A 20,372-nucleotide genomic window follows, 5' to 3' on the forward strand; every position below is an offset into this window, starting at 1 on the left:
CGTTGCAACAGCCCGCCGTTCTTGTTGCAAACAGTTTCGAATTCACCCTTGACATCTGCTAATCTTCAACGCACGCGCCGGCAATGGGCGGGGTCGGCAATACAGAGCCCTGGGACCGGAACACGGGTCAGTGCGCACAAGAAAGACGGGCAATCATGCAGCACTCTTTGAAGTACCGGATGGCGATTGCCACTGCGGGTGTGGTGACGCTGATCATCGTGCTGCGCGCCTTCTACGCCCAGTACTACGCCTACGACAGCCTCAAGCGCCTGCTGCAGCAGCAACAGGACACGCTGGTCGAACTGGTGGCGGAGCAACTCGACGAAAAGCTGCAAAGCCGTGCCGCGGTGTTGCGCCGCATGGCCCGGCAACTGTCGCCGATGCTGGCAGCCAGGCCGGCCGAACTGCGCCGGGCCGCCGAGGGCATGGTCGACATGCCGGACATGTTTAACGCCGTCTTTCTCGCCACGCCCGACGGCCAGCTGGTGTTCAGCACGGCCATCCCGGACGGCGTGCGCCTCCGGGTGGACGATCGCGACTATTTTCGCGATGTCCTGCGCGGCCAGTCGCTCGCGGTGTCAGACCTGATCCAGGGCAAGCTGACCAATGCACCGGGCGTGGTGCTGGCCGTGCCGCTGCACGGGCCCAACGGCGAATTGCGCGGCGTGGTCGGCGGCGTGCTGAACCTGTCCGCCAATAATTTCCTGCGCGAGCTGGCCCACGGCCGCGTCGGCGTCACCGGCAGCTTCTGCCTGGTGTCGGCCGGCGCCAGTCCGCGCTACGCGATGCATCCCGATCCGACCCGCGTGCTCGCGCCAGCGCGGGCGGTGGACGAGGCCTGCGGTGCCGAGCGCCCTGCCTCGATGCTGGAAGTGGTCAGGCCGACGCAGCCCATCGTGGCGCGCTACCTGCTGCAGTCCAATGGCTGGGAAGTGGTGGCCGTGCTGCCGGCGACCGAAGCCTTCGCCGCGCTGGTCGATGTGCGCCAACGCACGATCATCATTGCGGGGATATCGCTGCTGTTCGCCGCGGCGCTGATGTGGCTGGTGATGCGCCGGCTGCTGGCACCGCTGCAGCGGTTGCACCGCGCCGTGCGCCAGATTGCCGCCAACCCGGCGGCGCTGGCGGACCTGCCCACTGGCCGGGCCGACGAAATCGGCGAACTCGCCACAACCTTTGCAGAAGTCGTGGCGCAGCTTTCGGAACGCGAAGCCGCTCTGAAAGCGGCCAAGGACCGCGCCGCCGAGAGCGAGAAACGCATCGAGGCGATCGCCAACCATGTGCCGGACTTCGTCTCGTTCATCGACCGCCAGCAGCGCTACGTGTTCGTCAACCAGGCCTACGCGCAGCACTACGGGGTCCCGGCGCAACAGATCGCCGGACTATCGCTGCGCGAACTGTGGGGCACGCAGGAGTACCTGGCCTGCCGGCCCTATCTGGAGCAGGCATTCGCCGGCCGTCCGGTCACTTTCACGCGTGAAAGCGCCGATGGCAACGAATGCATGGAGGTCACTTACCAGCCGGCCTGGAACGATGCCCAGGACACCGTGGTCGGGCTCCATATGTTTGCACGCAATGTGACGCACGAGCGCGAGAAGCTGCGCAACCTGGAGGCACAGACCGTCTCGGACCATCTGACCGGCCTGCTCAACCGCAAGGGCTTCGACCGGCGCCTGGCCGAATGCATGGCACGTACGAGCGCCGGCGGCCGCGCGCTGGCGCTGCTGCTGGTGGACCTGGACGATTTCAAGGCGATCAACGACAACCATGGCCACCCGGTCGGCGACCGCCTGCTGGTGGCGTTCGCGCAGCGCTTGCGTGCCTGCGTGCGCAAGGGCGATGCGGTCGCGCGCATCGGCGGCGACGAGTTCGCGGTGATCCTCGACGGCGTGGCGGACCGCGGCGCGATGGAGTCGGTCGCCAACGCCATCGTGCAGGCCGCGCGCATGCCGCTGGTGATCGACGGGCATTCGCTGTCGGCCACGGCCAGCGTCGGCTCGGCGCTGCACGACGGGCGTCACGCGATGACCGTCAGCGAGCTGTTCATGCACACCGACATGGCGTTGTACGAGGCCAAGCGGCACGGCAAGGCGCGCTATGCCGTCCAGGCTGCCCAGGCGACCTGCGCACCACCGGCCGGCGAAGCCGAAGCCAGCCCGCGGCCGGCAGCTCGCGCGGAGCCGGCCGGCCTGCCGGCCTAGCGCAGACGGAAAAAACGGGCGCACTTCGCGCCCGTTGCGGTGACATGGCGGCCGGGCCAAGCCTTGCGGCCTGCCCGGCGCCGCGCTCAGCGTACCTTGCCCTCCTTCCACGCCTGCAGCAGCTTGTCGTAGGGGATGGTCTCGCCCTTCGGCTTTTCGTTGGCAAGCTTCTTCCACGGCGCGTGGTCGTCAGACAGCCACTTGGCCGGATCGCCCTTCGGGTTGAGCTTGGGCGCGCAGTTGCTCATGCCGGCGCGCTGCAACCGTGCCATCACCTGGTCCATCTCGTCGGCGAGCGTGTCCATTGCTGCCTGCGGGGTTTTCTCGCCGGTCACCGCAGTGGCCACGTTCTTCCACCACAGCTGCGCCAGCTTGGGATAGTCGGGCACATTGGTGCCGGTCGGCGTCCAGGCCACGCGCGCCGGGCTGCGGTAGAACTCGATCAGGCCGCCATACCTGGCCGCATTCTTGGTCAGGTAGTCGTGGTTGATATCGCTGTCACGGATGAATGTCAGCCCGGTCAGCGACTTCTTCAGCGATACCGTCTTCGACGTGACGAACTGCGCATACAGCCACGCGCCGGCGAGCTTGTTGGGATCGGTGTTCTTGAAGAAGGTCCACGAGCCGACGTCCTGGTAGCCGTTCTGCATGCCCTGCTTCCAGTACGGGCCGTAAGGCGACGGCGCCATGCGCCACTTGGGCGAGCCGTCCGCATTGACCACCGGCAAGCCCTTCTTGGTCATGTCGGCGGTAAAGGCGGTGTACCAGAAGATCTGCTGCGCCACCTGCCCCTGCGCCGGTACCGGTCCGGCCTCGGAGAAGGTCATGCCCATTGCCTGCGGCGGCGCATACTTCTTCATCCAGTCGATGTACTTGGTCAGCGCATAGACCGCCGCCGGGCTGTTGGTGGCGCCGCCGCGCGCGACCGAAGCGCCGACCGGCGTGCACTTGTCCTCGGCCACGCGGATGCCCCACTCGTCCACCGGCATGCCGTTGGGCAGCCCCTTGTCTGCGGTGCCCGCCATCGACAGCCAGGCATCGGTAAAGCGCCAGCCCAGCGACGGGTCCTTCTTGCCGTAGTCCATGTGGCCGTAGACCTTCTTGCCGTCGATCTCCTTCACATCGTTGGTGAAGAAACTGGCGATGTCTTCATAGGCGGACCAGTTGGTCGGCACGCCAAGGTCGTAGCCGTACCTGGCCTTGAATTTGTCCTGCAGGTCCTTGCGCGCGAACCAGTCGGCGCGGAACCAGTACAGGTTTGCGAACTGCTGGTCGGGCAACTGGTACAGCTTGCCGTCGGGCGCGGTGGTGAACTTGGTGCCGATAAAGTCCTTCACGTCCAGGCCCGGGTTGGTCCACTCCTTGCCGGCGCCGTTCATGTAGTCGGTCAGCGGCAGGATCGAGCCATAGCGATAGTGCGTGCCGATCAGGTCCGAATCGGAAATCCAGCCGTCGTAGATCGACTTGCCGGACTGCATCGAGGTCTGCAGTTTCTCGACCACGTCGCCTTCCTGGATCAGGTCATGGTTGACCTTGATGCCGGTAATTTCCTCGAAGGCCTTGGCCAGCGTCTTGGACTCATACTCGTGCGTGGTGATGGTCTCGGACACCACGCTGATCTGCGTGACCCCCTTGGCCTTGAGCTTGGCGGCGGCATCGACAAACCACTTCATCTCCGCCTGTTGCCTGTCCTTGGACAGCGACGAAGGCTGGAATTCATTGTCGATCCACTTCTTCGCTTCCGCCTCGCCCGCCAGGGCGGAGGTGCCGCAAGCCAGCGCAGCCGCGCAGGCAAGGGCTGTCATCCCCAACTTCACGTGCACTTTCATCGGTGTCTCCTCATGAATTCCCTTCCCCGGCTATGGTCTGGGTGGCGGCCCCGGGGCAGGGATAAGCCGCATGTCCCATCGAAGCAAAAACGGCTGGTGCCGATGCGCCAGTCAGCCCTTGCGCAGGATCAGCGCCAGTACCAGCATTGACACGCCGAAGCTGATCCACACCGACGGTTCCTCGGACAAAGACAGCCACGCGGTGACCTTTTCGCCCAGCCCGACCCATGCCAGGTTGACCCACGCCGCGCACATCAGGCCGATGAACAGCCGGTCGCCGCGCGTGGTGGCGATCGGCAGAAAGCCCTTGCGCAGCACCGAAGGCGAACGGATTTCCCAAAGGGTCATGCCGGCCAGCATGACCACGATGCAGCCGAAGAACACCGCGACCGGCGTCGTCCACACCATCCAGCTGAGCATTGCCACGTCTCCTTGTCTTGTCCGCGCGCTTTACACGTGCGCCTTACACACGCCCCATCGCGAAGCCCTTCGCGATGTAATGCCGCACGAACCAGATCACGATGCCGCCCGGCACGATGGTCAGCACGCCGGCCGCGGCCAGCACGCCCCAGTCCATGCCCGAGGCCGACACCGTGCGCGTCATGGTGGCCACGATCGGCTTGGCGTTGACCGAGGTCAGCGTGCGTGCCAGCAGCAGTTCCACCCAGCTGAACATGAAGCAGAAGAACGCCGCCACGCCGACGCCAGCCTTGATCAGCGGCAGGAAAATGGTCAGGAAAAAGCGCGGGAAGGAGTAGCCGTCGACGTAGGCGGTCTCGTCGATCTCGCGCGGCACGCCCGACATGAATCCCTCCAGGATCCACACCGCCAGCGGCACGTTGAAGACCAGGTGCGCCAGCGCCACGCCCAGGTGCGTGTCCATCAGGCCGATGGTGCTGTACAGCTGGAAGAACGGCAGCAGGAACACCGCCGGCGGCGTCATGCGGTTGGTCAGCAGCCAGAAGAACACATGCTTGTCGCCGATGAACTGGTAGCGCGAGAACGCATACGCGGCCGGCAGCGCGACCACGATCGAGATCACCGTGTTCATCGCCACGTAGATCATCGAGTTGATATAGCCGGAATACCACGACGGGTCGGTGAAGATGGTCTTGTAGTGATCCAGCGTGAATTCGGCCGGCCACAGCGACAGCGTGGAAACGATCTCCTCGTTGGTCTTGAACGACATGTTCACCATCCAGTAGATCGGCACGATGGCGAACAGCAGGTAGACCAGCAGGAAACCGGCGCGCCACCATGTCGTGGTGGATGTCCGGGTGCGGATTTCAGCCATGAGGCATGTCCTCGCTGCCGGCGGTGCCCGCGCGCTGCATCCAGTTATAGAGGATGAAGCACATCAGCAGGATGATCAGGAAATAGACGATCGAAAACGCCGCCGCCGGGCCCAGGTCGAACTGGCCCACGGCCTTTTGCGTCAGGTATTGCGACAGGAAGGTGGTGGCGTTGCCGGGCCCGCCGCCGGTCAGCACGAACGGCTCGGTATAGATCATGAAGCTGTCCATGAAGCGCAGCAGCACCGCGATCATCAGCACCCCGCGCAGCTTGGGCAGCTGGATGTGGCGGAACACCGCCAGCCGTGAAGCACCATCGATCTGCGCAGCCTGGTAGTACGCATCGGGAATCGCGCGCAGGCCCGCGTAGCAGAGCAGCGCCACCAGCGGCGTCCAGTGCCAGACATCCATGACCAGCACCGTCACCCAGGCATCGAAGGCGCTGCCGGTGTAGTTGTAGTCGAAGCCCATGGCTGCCAGCGCGGCGCCAAGCAGGCCGATATCGGTGCGCCCGAAGATCTGCCAGATGGTGCCGACCACGTTCCACGGGATCAGCAGCGACAGCGCGATGATCACCAGCACCGCCGAGGCCTTCCAGCCTTTGGCCGGCATCGACAGCGCCAGCAGGATGCCGAGCGGGATCTCCACCAGCAGCACCGCCAGCGAAAAGCCCAGCTGGCGCAGCAGCGCGTCGTGCAGTTCGCCATCGCGCAGCACGGTGCGGAACCATTCGGTGCCGACAAACACGCGCCGCTCGGGCGAGATGATGTCCTGCACCGAGTAGTTGACGATGGTCATCAGCGGCAGGATCGCCGAGAACGCCACGCATGCCACCACCGGCAACACCAGCAGCCAGGCCTTCTGGTTGATGGGCTTCATGAGACCAGTTCCTCGTTGACGTAGTAGCAGGTATGGGGATTGAACACCGACAGCCACGCCGTGTCGCCGGGCCGTAGCGCGGCGGCCTCGCCTCCAAGCCGGGCGCGTAGCGTGCCAGCCTGTGCGCCAGCCTCCTGCACGTTGCCGGTCACCAGCCAGTAGGTGCCGATGTCCTGCGCGCGCTGCACCTGTACCGGCACCGCTTGCATATCGCGCTCCGGTGCCAGTTGCAGGTACTCGGGCCGCACGCCGATGCGAAAGCTGCCCGCGGCGCGCAAGGCCGCGGCCACCGATGGCGCCAGCGCAGGCGTGTAGCGGCGGCCCGCCACCTCGATGGCGTCGTCGCGCCACTGGCCCGGCAGGAAGTTCATGCCCGGCGAGCCGATGAAATGCCCGACGAAGGTATGCGCCGGCCGCTCGAACAGCGCATCGGCCGGTCCGACCTGCACCGCCTTGCCGCGCGACATCACCACCACCTGGTCGGCGAAGGTCAGGGCCTCGGTCTGGTCGTGGGTGACGTAGATCAGCGTCAGGCGGAATTCGTGGTGGATCTCCTTGAGCTTGCGCCGCAGCTGCCACTTGAGCTGCGGGTCGATGACGGTCAGCGGCTCGTCGAACAGGATCGCCGACACGTCATGCCGCACCAGCCCGCGGCCGAGCGAGATCTTCTGCTTGGCATCGGCGGCAAGGCCGCTGGCGCGACGGTCCAGCGTGGCCGACAGGTCCAGCATCTCGGCGACGCGGCCGACCCGCTCGCGCACCTGTGCCTCGGGCACGCCGCGGTTGCGCAGCGGAAAGGCCAGGTTTTCGCCGACGGTCATGGTGTCGTAGATCACGGGGAACTGGAACACCTGGGCGATATTGCGTGCCTGCGGCGTAGCACCGGTGACATCGCGCCCGTCGAAGGCAATGGTGCCGTGCGAAGGCTGCAACAGCCCCGAAATGCAGTTCAGCAGCGTGGTCTTGCCGCAGCCCGACGGGCCCAGCAGCGCATAGGCGCCGCCGTCCTCGAAGGTGAACTTCAGCGGCAGCAACGCGTAGTCCTCATCGTTGCGCGGATGCGGCACGTAGGAATGCGCCAGGTCGAGGTCGATGCGTGCCATCGTCAGCCCCCGGCTGCTGCCCCGCCCGGCACATGACCCGGCACAACACCGTGCACACCGCCGGGCCCTCCCGCCGCCAGCCCCCCAGGCCGGCGCGGTGCATGGATGCGCCGGCCGGCCGCGTCGAACAGGTAGATCTGGTCAGGCAACAGGTGCAAGGACACCGGTTCGCCCAGCCGCAGGTCGAGCACGCCGGCGAACTGCGCCACCAGGTTGCCCACCGGCGTATCGGCGTGGACAAAGGTGTCCGAGCCCGACAGTTCGGCCAGCGCCACGCGCCCGGGCACCGCGACCGCGCCCGGCTCGCCGGCCAGGCGCAGCGCGGACGCCCGCACGCCGACGGTGACCGGCCCGTCGCCGCCGCCAGCCCCGGGCACCGGCACCGAGATGTCGCCGGCGAGCGTGACCCAGCCGCCGCTGAGCGTGCCGGCGACCAGGTTCATCGGCGGATCGTTGAAGGCCCGCGCCACGCGCAGTGAATCGGGATAGTGGAAGACATAGGCGGTCGGCCCGTACTGCAGCAGCTCGCCGGCATCGAGCACGGCCGTATTGCCGCCCAGCAGCAGGGCCTCGCCGGGCTCGGTGGTGGCGTAGACCACGGTGGCGTCGCCATGCGCGAACAGCTGCGACAGTTCTTCGCGCAGTTCTTCGCGCAGCTTGTAGTCCAGGTTGACCAGCGGCTCGTCCAGCAGCATCAGCGGCGCTTCCTTGGCCAGTGCTCGCGCCAGCGCCACGCGCTGCTGCTGGCCACCCGAAAGCTCCGACGGGTAGCGGTCCAGCAAATGGTCGATATGCAGCCGCGCCGCCAGTTCGCGCACGCGCGCGGCAATATCGCCGCCGCCGGCGCCCTTGCGCCGCAGCCGCGGCCGCAACCTCAGCGGCGAGGCAATGTTGTCAAAGACCTTGAGCGACGGGTAGTTGATGAACTGCTGGTAGACCATCGACACATTGCGCTCGCGCACCGGCACGCCGGTGACGTCATGGCCGTCGACCAGCACGCGGCCGGCGCTGGGCCGGTCGAGCCCCGCCATCACGCGCATCAGCGAAGTCTTGCCCGCCTGGGTGGCGCCCAGCAGGATGGTCACCGCGCCGGGAACCGGCGCCAGCGTCAGCGGATAGAGATACGCCTGCGAACCTGCCTGCTGCGCCACGGCCTCCAAACTTAGCTGCATCCGGTCTCCATGTTCGATATGCTTTCCGCATCACCACGTTCCGCACAATGCAGGCGCACAATTCTTGGCTTTCCGAACGTTTTAGTAATAAAACGAACAGAAAACAAGTGTGCGCCGCATAATTTGTTTTCGTTTCTGTTTGAACTAGAATCCCGGCATGACGCTCAATCCCCGCCAGACCGCCCTGCTCGAAGAAGTCCGCAGCCAGGGCTTTGCCTCCATCGACGAACTTGCGCGCAAGTTCGGCGTCACGCTCCAGACGGTCCGACGAGACGTCAACCTGCTGGCCGAGAACGGCATGCTGGCGCGCTTCCATGGCGGGGTGCGGGTGGAAGGCTCCACCACCGAGAACATTGCCTACCGGCAGCGGCAGGTGCTGAACGCCGATGGCAAGGCGCGCATCGCACGCGCGGTGGCGGCGGCGGTGCCGGAAGGCTGCTCGCTGATCCTGAACATCGGGACCACCGTGGAAGAGATCGCGCGCGAGCTGATGCAGCATCGCGGGCTGCGCGTGATCACCAACAACCTGAACGTGGCCAATATCCTGGCGGACAACCCCGACTGCGAGGTCATCGTCGCCGGCGGCGTGCTTCGCTCGCGCGACCGCGGCATCGTTGGCGAGGCGACGGTCGAGTTCATCCGGCAGTTCAAGGTGGATATCGGCCTGATCGGCATCTCGGGCATCGAGACCGATGGCACGCTGCGCGACTACGACTTCCGCGAGGTCAAGGTGGCGCGGACCATCATCGAGCATTCACGCGAGGTCTGGCTGGCAGCGGATACCAGCAAGTTCAACCGCCAGGCCATGGTGGAGCTGGCGCATGTGTCGCAGGTCGACCGGCTGTTCACCGATGAGCCGCTGGCGGCACCGTTCGACCGGATCCTGGCCGACAGTGGGGTGAAGTGTGTGGTGGCGGAGCGGGAATGAGCGTGCCGGACGCCCGGCTGCTGCTGCCGCGCTGGCGGGAGCGGGGCTGGTGTTGATGGCGGGTGGCGGGACGGTGCATGCCGTGTGGACAGCGCGACGCGCTGGCCCTCTCCCCCGGCCCCTCCCCCGCCGGCGGGAGAGGGGAGCAAACCTTCGGGAAACCGAAGGCTTACTTGAAGACGACGGTCTTGTGGCCGTTCAGCAGGATGCGGCGTTCGGCGTGCCACTTGACCGCACGGGCCAGCGCCACGCATTCCACGTCGCGGCCCACGGCGGTGAGCTGGTCCGGGTCCATGCTGTGGTCGACGCGTTCGATTTCCTGCTCGATGATCGGGCCTTCGTCCAGGTCGGCGGTGACGTAGTGCGCGGTCGCGCCGATCAGCTTCACGCCGCGGTCATGCGCCTGGTAGTAAGGCTTGGCACCCTTGAAGCTGGGCAGGAACGAGTGGTGGATATTGATGGCGCGACCGGCCAGCTTGCGGCACAGGTCGTTGGACAGTACCTGCATGTAGCGCGCCAGCACCACCAGGTCGATCTTCTGCTCCTGCGCCACGTCGAACACGCGCGCCTCCTGCGCGGCCTTCTGCTCGGCGGAGGCGTTCATCAGCGGCAGGTGGAAGAACGGCACGTCGTACGACGCGGCCAGCTGGTAGAAGTCGCGGTGATTCGACACGATCGCAGCAATCTCGACCGGCAGGCCGCCAACCTTGGCGCGGAACAGCAGGTCGTTCAGGCAGTGGCCGATCTTGGACACCATGATCATCACGCGCGGCTTGACCGAGGCGTCGTTCAGCTCCCACTGCATGCCGAACTGGTCGCCCACCGGCGCGAACGCGGCCTTCAGCGTGCCCAGGTCCGGGCCGCCGGCAGCCGGGCTGAAGTGCACCCGCATGAAGAAGCGGCCGGTGTACGCGTCACCGTACTGGTCCGAGTCGACGATATTGCAGCCATGCTGGAACAGCAGGCCCGAGACGGCGTGGACGATGCCCGGCTGGTCGGGGCACGAAAGGGTCAGGATGAATCCGGTGGTGCTCATGGTGTGTGGTTCTGTCTGAGGGGCGCGGTGTACGAGCCGGTGTGCGAGCCCAAAGGCCATGGAGGCAGTGAAAGCGCGGGCCAGGCCCGCTGCGCAAGCTCAGGCGCGACGGTCTTCGGTGCCCGGCCAGCCGCGCCGGCGAAGGGCATCCAGCGTCACCAGCGTGGCGTCGACCGTCATGGCGCCGCTCGACATGATATCAAGCAATGCGGCCAGCCCCACGCGCTTGTGTTCGCTGACCTCGCCATCCTGGTTGCGCGGGGTGAAGCCTGGCGGCAGCATCAGGTCATAGACATAGACCTGTTCCCACTGCACGCCTTCGGGCAGGTCGCGCAGCACCTCGATCATGCCATGCGCCTGCACGCGCCCGGCCAGCGCCGGCGGGATGCCCGACTCTTCCTCGCACTCGCGCACCAGCGTGGCCAGCGGGTCGCTGCCATGCGGCATGCCGCCGGCGACCAGGTTGTCCCACATGCCGGGGTCGACCGACTTGGCGGGGCTGCGCCGCGAGATCCACAGCACGGGGCCGGCGCCGGCATCGGCCATGTCCACGATCCCGTTCATGTGCGAGGCAAAGGTCAGCAATCCCAGGAAGCGCGCCGCCGCCCGCTCGACCGCCGCCAGCGCGGGCGCGTCCAGTGCCGCGGTGACCGCGAACAGTTCATGGCGCCAGCCGCGCACGTGCCCGGCATCGGCCAGCTGGTGCGCCAGCGCGGCCAGCGCGGCGCTCAGCACGTCGAAGCCGGACCGTCCCGGCAGCAATTCCACCGCGGCGGTGCCATCCGCTGCACCCTCCTCCGGGCCGAGGATGCAGCCCATGCCGCGCAGGATCGCCGCATGCGATCGGGGCAGCCAGCCGACCTGCTGGCCGGCCACCATCAGGCGCAGCTTGCTGGCGGGATCGAAACCGGTGCGCACCGCCAGCGAGGCGGCGATGCGCGCCATGTGGCCGGAATCGGTGCTATTGCCGATGGGATCGGCGGGCGGCAGAGAGGAAATTTCGGCCATGTCAGATCGGGGCGCCGGCCGGGCCGGCGCATCTTGTCATTTTCAGGATTGAACGCATGAACCAGGCAGCAACGCAAGCCCAGGCGCAGCGCGCCGGCCCAGGCCGGCATGGCTCCGAACCGCAGTATGTGCTGGCGCTCGACCAGGGCACCAGCAGCTCGCGCGCGATCCTGTTCGACCACGCCGGCAGCGTGGTCCGGCTGGCGCAGCGCGAGTTCCGCCAATACTACCCACATCCGGGCCACGTCGAGCACGATCCGTACGAAATCTGGCAGTCGCAGCTGGCGGTAGCGCATGAAGTGCTGGCCGATGCCGGCATCTCCGCCACGCAGGTGCGCGCCATCGGCATCACCAACCAGCGCGAGACCACGGTGCTGTGGGACCGCAAGACCGGCGAGCCGGTCGGGCGCGCGCTGGTCTGGCAGGACCGCCGCACCGCGCCGATGTGCGAGGCGCTGCAGGCCGCCGGCCATGCCGAGCTGTTCCGCGAGAAGACCGGGCTGATCGTCGACGCGTATTTCTCCGGCACCAAGCTGCGCTGGATGCTCGACAACATCGAAGGCGCCCGCGAACGCGCGCAGCGCGGCGAGCTGGCGTTCGGCACGGTCGACAGCTGGCTGATCTGGCAGCTGACCGACGGTGCGCGCCACGTCACGGACGTCTCCAACGCCTCGCGCACGATGCTGTTCAACATCCACCGCTTCGAGTGGGACGACGCGCTGCTGGCGCTGCTCGACATCCCGCACGCGCTGCTGCCCGAGGTGGTGCCGTCCAGCGGCGAGGTGGCGCGCACCGCGGCGCGGCTGTTCGGCGTGGAGATCCCGATCGCGGGCATCGCCGGCGACCAGCAGGCCGCCACCTTCGGCCAGGCGTGCCTCTCGCCCGGCATGGCCAAGAACACCTATGGCACCGGCTGTTTCCTGCTGATGAATACCGGCACCGAGCCGGTGGCATCGCGCAACCGGCTGCTGACCACGATCGGCTGGCAGTTCGGCGGGCAAACCCAGTATTGCCTGGAAGGCGGCGTCTTCATGGGGGGCGCCACCATCCAGTGGCTGCGCGACGGCCTGAAGATCATCAACAGCGCGCCCGAGGTCGAGCCGCTCGCGCGCCAGTGCGACGACACCGGCGGCGTGGTGCTGGTGCCAGCCTTTGCCGGCCTGGGCGCGCCGCACTGGGACGCCTTCGCGCGCGGCACGCTGGTTGGCATGACCCGCGGCACCGGCCGGCCACAGCTGGCGCGCGCGGCACTGGAATCGATCGCGCTGCAGAGCGTCGACGTGCTGGAGGCCATGCAGAAGGACGCCGGCATTGCACTGGCCGAACTGCGCGTTGACGGCGGCGCCTCGCGCAGCGACCTGCTGATGCAGATGCAGGCCGACCTGCTCGGCACGACGGTGGTCCGCCCCCGCGTGACCGAGACCACCGCGCTGGGCGCCGCCTACCTCGCCGGCCTGGCCACCGGCTACTGGAGCGACCCGGCGCAGATCGCTCAGCAATGGCAGGTGGAGCAGCGTTTCGAGCCCAACCTGTCCGCCGACGAACGCGGCCACCGGCTGGCGCGCTGGCACCGCGCCGTCGAGCGCGCCCGCGACTGGGCGCGCGAGGACGACGCCGGCGGCCACGGCTGAACGCCGGCCGTCCCGCCCCTCCCCCGCTCCGCCAAGACCGCATATACCCGAAACGAACGCCATGCAGAAAGTCTCCACCCCGACCCAGCCGCTCACCCGTGCCGCCCTGCTTTCCACCCTGGAGCGCGAGCCGCGCTGGGACGTGATCGTCATCGGCGGCGGCGCCACCGGCCTGGGCACCGCGGTCGATGCCGCCTCGCGCGGCTACCGCACCCTGCTGGTCGAAGCCGCCGACTTTGCCAAGGGCACCTCGAGCAAGGCCACCAAGCTCGTCCACGGCGGCGTGCGCTACCTGGCCCAGGGCAATATCGGCCTGGTGCGCGAAGCCCTGCACGAGCGTGGGCTGCTCGCGCGCAACGCACCGCACCTGGTGTGGCCGCTGGGCTTCGTGGTACCGGCGTACCAGATGTTCGACCAGCCCTTCTACGGCATCGGCCTGAAGGTCTACGACATGCTCGCCGGCAACCTCAACCTGGCCGGCAGCCGCTGGCTGAACCACCGCGAGGTGCTGGCCGCCGCGCCCAACCTGGCCGAGCACGTGAGCGGGCGCCCGCTGCGCGGGGGCAACCTGTACTTCGACGGCCAGTTCGACGATGCGCGGCTGGCGGTGGCGCTGATGCGCACGCTGTTCGACGTGGGCGGCACCGCGGTCAACTACATGCGCGTGACCGGCCTCAGCCAGCAAGGCGGTGTGATCAGCGGCGTCACGGTGCAGGACGCGCTGGGCGACGCCACCTTCCGGCTGCGCGCGGATTGCGTGATCAATGCCACCGGCGTGTGGGTCGACGCGGTGCGGCAGATGGAAGACGGCCACGCCCGCGCCCTGGTGGCGCCAAGCCAGGGCGTGCACCTGACGCTGCCGCGCCGCTTCCTGCCGGGCGAGCGCGCCATCCTGATCCCCAAGACCGACGACGGCCGGGTGCTGTTCGTGGTGCCGTGGAACGGCCATACCATCGTCGGCACCACCGATACGCCGCGGCGCGACCTGCCGCTCGAGCCCGATGCCGGGGCCGACGATGTCGATTTCATCCTCGAGACTGCGTCGCGCTACCTGGCCAGGGACCCCACCCGCGCCGACGTCACCAGCGTCTGGGCCGGACTGCGGCCACTGGTCAGGGCTACGGGCGAAGCGTCCACCGCATCGCTGTCGCGCGAGCATACGATCCTGGTCTCGAAGGCCGGGCTGATCACTGTCACCGGCGGCAAATGGACCACCTATCGCAAGATGGCGGAAGACGTGATCGACACCGCGATCCAGCGGCAGATGGTGCACGCCGCGCCATGCGTGACCGCCGAACTGCCGCTGCACGGCGCCGCCGGACTGCCGGCGGAACTGCCGCTGGAGGAGGCGGCCGCGCCGGACCGCTACTACGGCAACGAGCTGGCCACGCTGCGCGCCCTGCCCGGCCATGACCACATGCTGGCGGCGGCATCGGGCCTGACCGAAGCCCATGTCCGTTTCGCGGCCCGGCACGAGCTGGCGCGGCGCGTCGAAGACGTGCTGGCGCGCCGCAACCGCGTCCTGTTCCTCGATGCGCGCGCCGCGCTGCAGGCCGCGCCGGCGGTGGCCGCGATCCTGGCCGAAGAACTCGGGGAAAACGAAGCCTGGCAAGCGCGCGAACTCGACAGTTTCCGCACGCTTGCCGCTGGCTACCTGCTGGACGGCGCGCCGCAGCCCGCGGAACCGGCCGCCGCCGCCCGCGTCTGAACTGGCTGACACGAACCACCGAGAAAGGCCCATCGACCATGAATCGCCGAACCTTGAACGCAACCCGCGCCGCCGTGATGCTCGCATTGCTGGCCGCTGGCGCCGGCGCCAGCGCGGCGCGTGCCCCCGGCATCGACGGTGTGCGTTTTACCGACGTGCGCACCGTGCGCTACCAGTGCGACGGCGACAAGACCCTGACAGTGCGCTACTTCAACAGTGCGGACAACCAGGCCGCCGTGCTCCGCGTCGAAGGCAAGCCGGTGCTGGCCGTGACCACGGTCTCGGCGTCCGGCGCGCGCTATGTCGGCGGGCGCTACGAGTGGTGGAGCAAGGGCGATACCGGCACGCTGCGCGACCTGATGCAGCAGGAAAACGCCGCGCCGGCGCTGTCGAACTGCCAGGCAAAGCCCTAGCCGGCAGGCATGCAATCGGTGCTGAACTGTCGCCAACGTTTGAGGCAACGTCGTTCCGGGCGATAATGCGGGGATTGAATCAGGGAGAACACCATGGACGAGATTGAAGATCTGTCCGATCTGCCGATGCCCCGCTTTATCTGGGGCTTCGCCGTTATCGCCGGCAAAAGCGGTGAGGTCATGCACGACGAGTTCGAGTATCTGACCCACACCCGCAGCCCGCGCTTTACCTGCCGCGTGGTCGAGCTGGAAGACATGCCGGCTGAAAGCGAGGAAGACGCCATCGACGGCCGCATCGTCCACCATGACGATCCGCGCCGGATGTTCTATATCACCGATGCCGGCATGGCGCTGGTCAACTTCCAGCTGGCCGACAAGATGCCGGACAAGCAGAAGTTCAAGCGCATTTGCGACGAAGCCATCGCCAACTGGATGCTACGCCGCGAATTCCTCGACGAGGAGGAAGAAGACTGACCCACCCGGTTCCGGCCTGGCCGGAACGTTGCGGCCGCCGGCGCGGCCGCGCCTTCATCAGGCCTGGTCTTGCTCCGGCGGCAGCGCGCCCGTCAGCAGTTCATTGAGCAGGCCGCTCATGCCACCGGGATGATTGCCGGCCAGCGCCTGCAGGCGCCGGGCCAGCGTGGCGTCCAGCTTGCACGCGAACGGCACCAGGCCCTGCTCCTGGTCCAGCCGGCGCTGTTCGCGGCGATCCAGGCGCCCCGCGGCGCCGCCAGGAATTCCGCCCCGGGTCGCCGAAGCCTGTTTCAGGCTGTTTGCGATCTTTAGGCCCTTGTTCTTTTCCAGGTCCGTTTTCTTCACGGCAATTTCCGAAAGTCTGTCGAGGCCGGCATTGTACGCGCAGGCTGCGGCCGGGCACGGCAACGCGTGCGCACTGCGGCGCGCTACGAGTCGCTGACCTCGATCAACTCGGCCGCGACTCGCTGGATTTCCGCGTAGACCGGGATGGCATCCATCGGACCGGTGCAGCCTACCGCCGTCGCCTGGCTGGCATCCGCGCCCGGCGGCAGAAAGACGAAGGCCATGCCGGGCTGCCAGCCGGGATGCTTGCGCAGGCTGTCATTGAGGATGTCGAGATACTGCGCGCGCGTGAAGACGTGCCTTGCCATCACTACCTCCGGATCCACTGCCGATGCGCCGTGTGGGGCGCGGGAGTCATGGCGGGGATCGTAGCATGGCAATCATGGCCGGCGTCACCTTGCGGCGCCGGCCCGCACGCCTCAGCATTCCCCTTTCTTGGCGTGCCCCGGCGGGCAGTGGTAATCCTTCTTGTTTCCCTTGCCGTTGCCCTTGCCCTTATGGCCGCCTTCGTCCCAGCGCCCCGGCACCAGTACCCAGCCGTCGCGCGACTGGACCCAGCGCGGCGACTCATAGACATAGCCGGGCCGCTCGCGGTCCCAGCGGCCCTTTTTCCACGCATGCTTGTGGTGGTGGTCGTCCCAGTCCCAGTAACCCGGCATCCAGACATAGCCGGGACGCGGCGCGGGAATGGCCTCGTACATCGGCGCCGGAGGCGGCACGCCAATGGCAATGTTGACCGACACCTGGGCCATCGACGCCGCACTGAACGCCAGGCCCGAACCCAGCACGGCCGCCAGCAGGATGGTCCGGACCGGCCGGAGCGCGAGATGTGTCATGGAAGCCCTTTCTCCGTTGGAACACGCGCTCAGTCTAGCGCGCGCCGGCCGCGGCGCCATGTAAGAAAGGGTATCCGTTGATCACAAAGATGCCGGCGCGCAACACTCGCTTGCACGCCGGCGGCATCAGTGATCCTCGGCCATCGCCTTGAGCTGGGCCTCGCCGGCAACGCGCGCGGCGTCCGCGGTGGTGAAGGTGTCGTCCGAGACGATGGCGCGCCGGACCTGTTGCGCGCCGAAGTCGACCAGCGCGACCACCCAGACATAGCGCCCTGCCTGGGGAGCGGTCTGCACGAAAGCTTTCAGGTTCGGCCGGGATTCACTCGCCATGATCCATCTCCTTGGGAAACGATCTGGAAACGTCGTTGAGGGATGTGCCGCAACACAAAGGTGTCTGAAAACTCTAGCACACGGTCCGGGCCCTTACCGTCCTTACCGTCCTTACCGTCCTTACCGTCCTTACCGTCCTTAGCGGGCGGCGGCCTCGTCGGCATATGCACGCAATTCGCGCGTCCGCGACGCGGTCATCTGCGCGGCGCAGGTTACGCCGGCGACGCGCGCCGCACTGCCGCCGCCCGGATTGGCCACATAGGCACAATTGGCGTCGCGGAACTGCAGCCAGGCCCGCTGCGCCAGCCGCAGTTGCCCCGTGCGCGGCGCCTCCAGCCGGCGCAGCAGGTCCTGGTAGGTGGTATTGACCGCCTTGTCCTGCAAACGCAGTTCTGCCGCGGTGCAGTCGAGCATGTCGACAGTCGACACGGCCTTGGCCATGCAGCGTTCGTAGCCGGCGCTGAGGGCGGGATCGGCCCCCGCGCGGGCCGGCCCTGCGGCCGCGAACAATCCAACCAGGGCAAGGCAGGCAAAGGCGCGCATGGGTGTTTCCTTGGGCGATGCAGGCCAGCCTGGGCGCCAGGTCGGCGCCGGGTGGCAGCGAGTTGGCGAGGTGGCGGCAAGGTGGCGAACGGAATTTCATTCTAAGTGTTGCGTGCGGCACCGCGAAGCCTGGACTGTGGGCAACCCTTCAGTCAGCGCCGCGGCAACCGATAAACAGGCCACGAACCAGGCGCCGCCAACAGCGCGCCCCCTCTGCTCGAACGCTTGACCAGCCAAAACCGACGCCCGGACAATAGCCGCGGGCTGCAAAAACCAGACAACCACACACGCAGCGCATTCGCTCCCGCTCTTCAGATCATGGCTTCTGCCCCGGCCGGCGCCACGCCCGCTTCCTCCGCATCCCGACGGCCGCTGCTGCGCCGGTGGTGGCCTACCCTGTTGGGCGCCATGCTCGCGTTGCTGCCCGCGGTGCTGCCGCCGGCCGTCACCGCGCAGCCCGCGCCACAGCGTACCGAGCAGGTCGCACGCGTAGTCTTGAGCCTGCTCGGCTATGCGCGCTGGCCCGTCGAGCGCGAGACGGTACGCCTGTGCGTCGACAACGGCAGCCGCTACTCCGCCCGCCTGATGGAAGGCGGCACGCTTGCCACCGGCCGGCCGGTGCAGCCGCGCCAGGTTGACGTGCTGGCCGATGCACTGAATCCGGGCTGCGATGCCCTCTACGTTGGCGTCATGAACGAAGCCCGGCGCAAGCGGCTGTCGGCAGAGCTGACCGGGCGCCCGGTGCTGGTGATCGCCGAGGAAGATTTCGAGTGCGAGGTCGGCAGCATGTTCTGCCTGAACATCCGCGAGAGCCAGGTTTCGTTCCGCGTCAACCTCGACACGCTCTCTCGCAGCGGCGTGCACGTCCACCCCGGCGTGCTGCAACTGGGGCGACGCAAGGGGGCGCCATCATGAGCCCGCGCCGGCCCGAACCCGCTCCCGCGCCCCGTCCCACGCTGTACAGCGTGCTGCGCCGCATTCATCTGGGTGTGGCACTGATCGCGGTCATTACCGCCGGCCTGCTGCTGACAGCGATCGGCGTCACCGCGCTGCGCGTCTATGCCGACCACAACCTGCGGCTGGTGGCCCGCTCGATCGCCTACACACTGGAAGCGCCGGTGGTGTTCCGCGACCAGGCCGCCACCGGCGAGACGCTCGCCATCATCGCCGCGTCGGAAGACATCGCGCGCGCCCAGGTGTATGACGCCGACAACCGCGTACTGGCCGAGTGGCAGCGCCCCCGCCAGCCCCAGCTGACCGGCCTGCGCCAGACGCTGGGCGAATGGCTGAGCATGAACGCGGTGGAACAGCCGATCCTGCACCAGGCGCAGCAGGTCGGCCTGCTGCGTGTCAGCGGCGATCCCCGCAACCTGCTGCAGTTCCTGCTGCAAGGGGCGTTGGGCCTGCTCGGCTGCCTGCTGCTGACCGCGGTCGCCGCGCACTACCTGGCCAGCCGCATGCTGGTGCAGATCGTCGAGCCGCTGCGCAACCTGATGCGGGTGGCGCACGCGGTGCGCTCCGAACGCGACTTCGCACAGCGCACGCCGCCGGCACGTATCGCGGAGCTCAACGCGCTCAGCGACGACTTCAACGGCCTGCTCGATGAACTGCAGACGTGGCAGAACCAGATGCAGCACGAAAACCGCTCCCTCGCCCACCGTGCCAACCATGATGCGCTGACGGGGCTGCTGAACCGCGCCGCCTTCGTCGAATCGCTGGAACATGCGGTGCGCCATGCCGCGGCCAACCATGAATATGCGGCGGTTCTGTACCTCGACAGCGACGACTTCAAGGACATCAACGACCGGCACGGGCATGCCTCGGGCGATGCGGTGCTGGTCGCCGTGGCGCAGCGCATCCATGCCAGCCTGCCCAGTGGCGACACCGTGGCACGCATCGGCGGCGACGAATTCGCGGTGCTGGCCACGGCGCTGCGCTCGCCGGGCGACGCCATCCTTGGCGCCGAGCGTATCCTGCAAGCCCTTGCCGAGCCGATTGCGCTGCCCGACGGCACCTCGGTGCAGGCGTCGGTCAGCATCGGACTGGCCGTGTTCCCGGTCCATGCGCAGGACAGCCAGGCGCTGCTGCACGCGGCCGATGCCGCCATGTATGGCGCCAAGCGGCGCTGCGGCGGCATCTGGCAAAGCGCGGAGCCGCGCCTGGATGTTACGCTGTGAGCTTCCGCACGATCGCCACTACGTCTCCGGCTGTGTTGGTTGTACTCGGCCGACCCGGCATCGCTCCGCGGCCGGCCGCGCCGAGAACCGGCGCGTGGCCATCATCGTTTCAGTCGACTGAAGCTTCAGGCGCCAGACGTTCAGTCGCCGAATGGATTAGGCGCGCGGTTTTCGAGCGACTCATTCAGGTCGAACTCGTCGCGTACCTCGTCGACCACCGTGCGTATGCTCGCCTCATAGCCCGTTGCGTTGCCGAAGCCGTTCATGTCCCAGTTGCGGCCGCGGGTATCGCGGGCATGCGGCACCGGCGCGGGCACGTGGATGGTCGCGCCATCCTCGCCGATTTCATAGATATGCTGGATGCGCCGGCTGACCTCGTCCTGCAGGGCACGCCGGCCACGCTCGCGCTTGGCCATGGCTGACTCCTCGATGCATGCGCTGGCATCCTAGCACGGTGCGCCGGCGTG

General features: G+C 67.5%; 22 protein-coding genes. 8 read left to right on the forward strand and 14 right to left on the reverse strand.

Going from position 1 to position 20,372, the window contains the following annotated elements:
- Positions 1 to 155 precede the first annotated feature (155 nt).
- Entirely contained in the window at positions 156 to 2,201 is a 2,046-nt protein-coding gene (locus CTP10_RS10885) for a sensor domain-containing diguanylate cyclase (protein WP_116321970.1), read from the forward strand.
- A gap of 86 nt (positions 2,202 to 2,287) precedes the next feature.
- Here CTP10_RS10885 and CTP10_RS10890 read toward each other — a convergent pair whose 3' ends face one another.
- The 6 genes from CTP10_RS10890 to CTP10_RS10915 form a co-directional block, all read right to left on the reverse strand.
- Entirely contained in the window at positions 2,288 to 4,018 is a 1,731-nt protein-coding gene (locus tag CTP10_RS10890; protein ID WP_116322044.1) for an ABC transporter substrate-binding protein, read from the reverse strand.
- A 123-nt stretch (positions 4,019 to 4,141) separates the two neighbouring features.
- Entirely contained in the window at positions 4,142 to 4,450 is a 309-nt protein-coding gene (locus CTP10_RS10895) for a DUF2160 domain-containing protein (protein ID WP_116321969.1), read from the reverse strand.
- A gap of 43 nt (positions 4,451 to 4,493) precedes the next feature.
- Positions 4,494 to 5,324 (reverse strand): carbohydrate ABC transporter permease, encoded by an 831-nt coding sequence (locus tag CTP10_RS10900; protein ID WP_116321968.1) that lies wholly within the window; start codon positions 5,322 to 5,324, stop codon positions 4,494 to 4,496.
- Entirely contained in the window at positions 5,317 to 6,201 is an 885-nt protein-coding gene (locus tag CTP10_RS10905) for a carbohydrate ABC transporter permease (RefSeq protein ID WP_116321967.1), read from the reverse strand. Before CTP10_RS10905 ends, CTP10_RS10900 begins: the two co-directional genes overlap by 8 nt.
- The gene (locus tag CTP10_RS10910; RefSeq protein ID WP_116321966.1) at positions 6,198 to 7,304 is read right to left on the reverse strand and encodes an ABC transporter ATP-binding protein; all 1,107 of its coding nucleotides are present in this window, start codon (positions 7,302 to 7,304) and stop codon (positions 6,198 to 6,200) included. The genes CTP10_RS10905 and CTP10_RS10910 overlap by 4 nt, the downstream gene beginning before the upstream one ends.
- Positions 7,305 to 7,306: 2 nt before the next feature.
- Entirely contained in the window at positions 7,307 to 8,476 is a 1,170-nt protein-coding gene (locus CTP10_RS10915; RefSeq protein WP_116321965.1) for an ABC transporter ATP-binding protein, read from the reverse strand.
- A 157-nt stretch (positions 8,477 to 8,633) separates the two neighbouring features.
- On the opposite strand from CTP10_RS10915, the gene CTP10_RS10920 reads away from it, so the two are divergent.
- Positions 8,634 to 9,404, forward strand: coding sequence for a DeoR/GlpR family DNA-binding transcription regulator (locus tag CTP10_RS10920; protein WP_116321964.1), 771 nt, complete (start codon positions 8,634 to 8,636; stop codon positions 9,402 to 9,404).
- Between the two features lie 169 nt (positions 9,405 to 9,573).
- On the opposite strand, the gene purU is transcribed toward CTP10_RS10920, so the two are convergent.
- Positions 9,574 to 10,440, reverse strand: coding sequence for a formyltetrahydrofolate deformylase (purU, locus tag CTP10_RS10925; protein WP_116321963.1), 867 nt, complete (start codon positions 10,438 to 10,440; stop codon positions 9,574 to 9,576).
- A gap of 99 nt (positions 10,441 to 10,539) precedes the next feature.
- Positions 10,540 to 11,448: an NUDIX hydrolase gene (locus CTP10_RS10930; protein WP_116321962.1), complete on the reverse strand. Its 909-nt coding sequence runs from the start codon at positions 11,446 to 11,448 to the stop codon at positions 10,540 to 10,542.
- Between the two features lie 56 nt (positions 11,449 to 11,504).
- Between CTP10_RS10930 and glpK the strand changes: the two genes are divergently transcribed.
- The 4 genes from glpK to CTP10_RS10950 all read left to right on the forward strand — a co-directional run bounded on the left by glpK (position 11,505) and on the right by CTP10_RS10950 (position 15,674).
- Entirely contained in the window at positions 11,505 to 13,079 is a 1,575-nt protein-coding gene (glpK, locus tag CTP10_RS10935) for a glycerol kinase GlpK (RefSeq protein ID WP_116321961.1), read from the forward strand.
- Positions 13,080 to 13,140: 61 nt separating this feature from the next.
- On the forward strand, positions 13,141 to 14,787 hold the full coding sequence (locus CTP10_RS10940; RefSeq protein WP_116321960.1) for a glycerol-3-phosphate dehydrogenase/oxidase: 1,647 nt from the start codon (positions 13,141 to 13,143) through the stop codon (positions 14,785 to 14,787).
- Positions 14,788 to 14,840: 53 nt separating this feature from the next.
- Entirely contained in the window at positions 14,841 to 15,200 is a 360-nt protein-coding gene (locus CTP10_RS10945) for an MliC family protein (protein ID WP_233528286.1), read from the forward strand.
- A gap of 93 nt (positions 15,201 to 15,293) precedes the next feature.
- A complete protein-coding gene (locus CTP10_RS10950) occupies positions 15,294 to 15,674 on the forward strand; it encodes a hypothetical protein (protein ID WP_116321958.1) in 381 nt (126 codons plus the stop codon).
- Positions 15,675 to 15,731: 57 nt separating this feature from the next.
- Here the strand turns inward: CTP10_RS10950 and CTP10_RS10955 are convergent, their stop codons facing one another.
- The 5 genes from CTP10_RS10955 to CTP10_RS10975 form a co-directional block, all read right to left on the reverse strand.
- Positions 15,732 to 16,025, reverse strand: a complete 294-nt coding sequence (locus CTP10_RS10955; RefSeq protein ID WP_199414670.1) for a hypothetical protein — start codon at positions 16,023 to 16,025, stop codon at positions 15,732 to 15,734.
- A 77-nt stretch (positions 16,026 to 16,102) separates the two neighbouring features.
- On the reverse strand, positions 16,103 to 16,327 hold the full coding sequence (locus CTP10_RS10960; protein ID WP_116321956.1) for a hypothetical protein: 225 nt from the start codon (positions 16,325 to 16,327) through the stop codon (positions 16,103 to 16,105).
- Between the two features lie 111 nt (positions 16,328 to 16,438).
- Positions 16,439 to 16,855 (reverse strand): YXWGXW repeat-containing protein, encoded by a 417-nt coding sequence (locus CTP10_RS10965; RefSeq protein ID WP_116321955.1) that lies wholly within the window; start codon positions 16,853 to 16,855, stop codon positions 16,439 to 16,441.
- A 126-nt stretch (positions 16,856 to 16,981) separates the two neighbouring features.
- Positions 16,982 to 17,185, reverse strand: a complete 204-nt coding sequence (locus CTP10_RS10970) for a hypothetical protein (protein ID WP_116321954.1) — start codon at positions 17,183 to 17,185, stop codon at positions 16,982 to 16,984.
- 138 nt (positions 17,186 to 17,323) lie between these two features.
- Positions 17,324 to 17,728 (reverse strand): lysozyme inhibitor LprI family protein, encoded by a 405-nt coding sequence (locus CTP10_RS10975; RefSeq protein WP_116321953.1) that lies wholly within the window; start codon positions 17,726 to 17,728, stop codon positions 17,324 to 17,326.
- 318 nt (positions 17,729 to 18,046) lie between these two features.
- On the opposite strand from CTP10_RS10975, the gene CTP10_RS10980 reads away from it, so the two are divergent.
- Both CTP10_RS10980 and CTP10_RS10985 read left to right on the forward strand, forming a co-directional pair.
- A complete protein-coding gene (locus CTP10_RS10980) occupies positions 18,047 to 18,643 on the forward strand; it encodes a YfiR family protein (protein WP_116321952.1) in 597 nt (198 codons plus the stop codon).
- The gene (locus CTP10_RS10985; RefSeq protein ID WP_116321951.1) at positions 18,640 to 19,905 is read left to right on the forward strand and encodes a diguanylate cyclase domain-containing protein; all 1,266 of its coding nucleotides are present in this window, start codon (positions 18,640 to 18,642) and stop codon (positions 19,903 to 19,905) included. Before CTP10_RS10980 ends, CTP10_RS10985 begins: the two co-directional genes overlap by 4 nt.
- A gap of 140 nt (positions 19,906 to 20,045) precedes the next feature.
- Here the strand turns inward: CTP10_RS10985 and CTP10_RS10990 are convergent, their stop codons facing one another.
- A complete protein-coding gene (locus CTP10_RS10990) occupies positions 20,046 to 20,321 on the reverse strand; it encodes a hypothetical protein (protein ID WP_116321950.1) in 276 nt (91 codons plus the stop codon).
- Between the last annotated feature and the right edge of the window lie 51 nt (positions 20,322 to 20,372).

It is taken from the genome of Cupriavidus sp. P-10, assembly GCF_003402535.2.
Lineage (GTDB): Bacteria > Pseudomonadota > Gammaproteobacteria > Burkholderiales > Burkholderiaceae > Cupriavidus.

Excerpts from the sequence above, each read along its gene's own strand:
- CTP10_RS10915 (WP_116321965.1), bottom strand. The coding sequence starts at position 8,476 with ATGCAGCTAAGTTTGGAGGCCGTGGCGCAGCAGGCAGGTTCGCAGGCG.
- purU (WP_116321963.1), bottom strand. The coding sequence starts at position 10,440 with ATGAGCACCACCGGATTCATCCTGACCCTTTCGTGCCCCGACCAGCCG.
- CTP10_RS10960 (WP_116321956.1), bottom strand. The coding sequence starts at position 16,327 with ATGGCAAGGCACGTCTTCACGCGCGCGCAGTATCTCGACATCCTCAAT.
- CTP10_RS10970 (WP_116321954.1), bottom strand. The coding sequence starts at position 17,185 with ATGGCGAGTGAATCCCGGCCGAACCTGAAAGCTTTCGTGCAGACCGCT.
- CTP10_RS10910 (WP_116321966.1), bottom strand. The coding sequence starts at position 7,304 with ATGGCACGCATCGACCTCGACCTGGCGCATTCCTACGTGCCGCATCCG.
- CTP10_RS10900 (WP_116321968.1), bottom strand. The coding sequence starts at position 5,324 with ATGGCTGAAATCCGCACCCGGACATCCACCACGACATGGTGGCGCGCC.
- CTP10_RS10990 (WP_116321950.1), bottom strand. The coding sequence starts at position 20,321 with ATGGCCAAGCGCGAGCGTGGCCGGCGTGCCCTGCAGGACGAGGTCAGC.
- CTP10_RS10920 (WP_116321964.1), top strand. The coding sequence starts at position 8,634 with ATGACGCTCAATCCCCGCCAGACCGCCCTGCTCGAAGAAGTCCGCAGC.
- CTP10_RS10985 (WP_116321951.1), top strand. The coding sequence starts at position 18,640 with ATGAGCCCGCGCCGGCCCGAACCCGCTCCCGCGCCCCGTCCCACGCTG.
- CTP10_RS10940 (WP_116321960.1), top strand. The coding sequence starts at position 13,141 with ATGCAGAAAGTCTCCACCCCGACCCAGCCGCTCACCCGTGCCGCCCTG.
- CTP10_RS10950 (WP_116321958.1), top strand. The coding sequence starts at position 15,294 with ATGGACGAGATTGAAGATCTGTCCGATCTGCCGATGCCCCGCTTTATC.
- CTP10_RS10905 (WP_116321967.1), bottom strand. The coding sequence starts at position 6,201 with ATGAAGCCCATCAACCAGAAGGCCTGGCTGCTGGTGTTGCCGGTGGTG.
- CTP10_RS10980 (WP_116321952.1), top strand. The coding sequence starts at position 18,047 with ATGGCTTCTGCCCCGGCCGGCGCCACGCCCGCTTCCTCCGCATCCCGA.
- CTP10_RS10930 (WP_116321962.1), bottom strand. The coding sequence starts at position 11,448 with ATGGCCGAAATTTCCTCTCTGCCGCCCGCCGATCCCATCGGCAATAGC.
- CTP10_RS10895 (WP_116321969.1), bottom strand. The coding sequence starts at position 4,450 with ATGCTCAGCTGGATGGTGTGGACGACGCCGGTCGCGGTGTTCTTCGGC.
- CTP10_RS10965 (WP_116321955.1), bottom strand. The coding sequence starts at position 16,855 with ATGACACATCTCGCGCTCCGGCCGGTCCGGACCATCCTGCTGGCGGCC.
- glpK (WP_116321961.1), top strand. The coding sequence starts at position 11,505 with ATGAACCAGGCAGCAACGCAAGCCCAGGCGCAGCGCGCCGGCCCAGGC.
- CTP10_RS10885 (WP_116321970.1), top strand. The coding sequence starts at position 156 with ATGCAGCACTCTTTGAAGTACCGGATGGCGATTGCCACTGCGGGTGTG.
- CTP10_RS10975 (WP_116321953.1), bottom strand. The coding sequence starts at position 17,728 with ATGCGCGCCTTTGCCTGCCTTGCCCTGGTTGGATTGTTCGCGGCCGCA.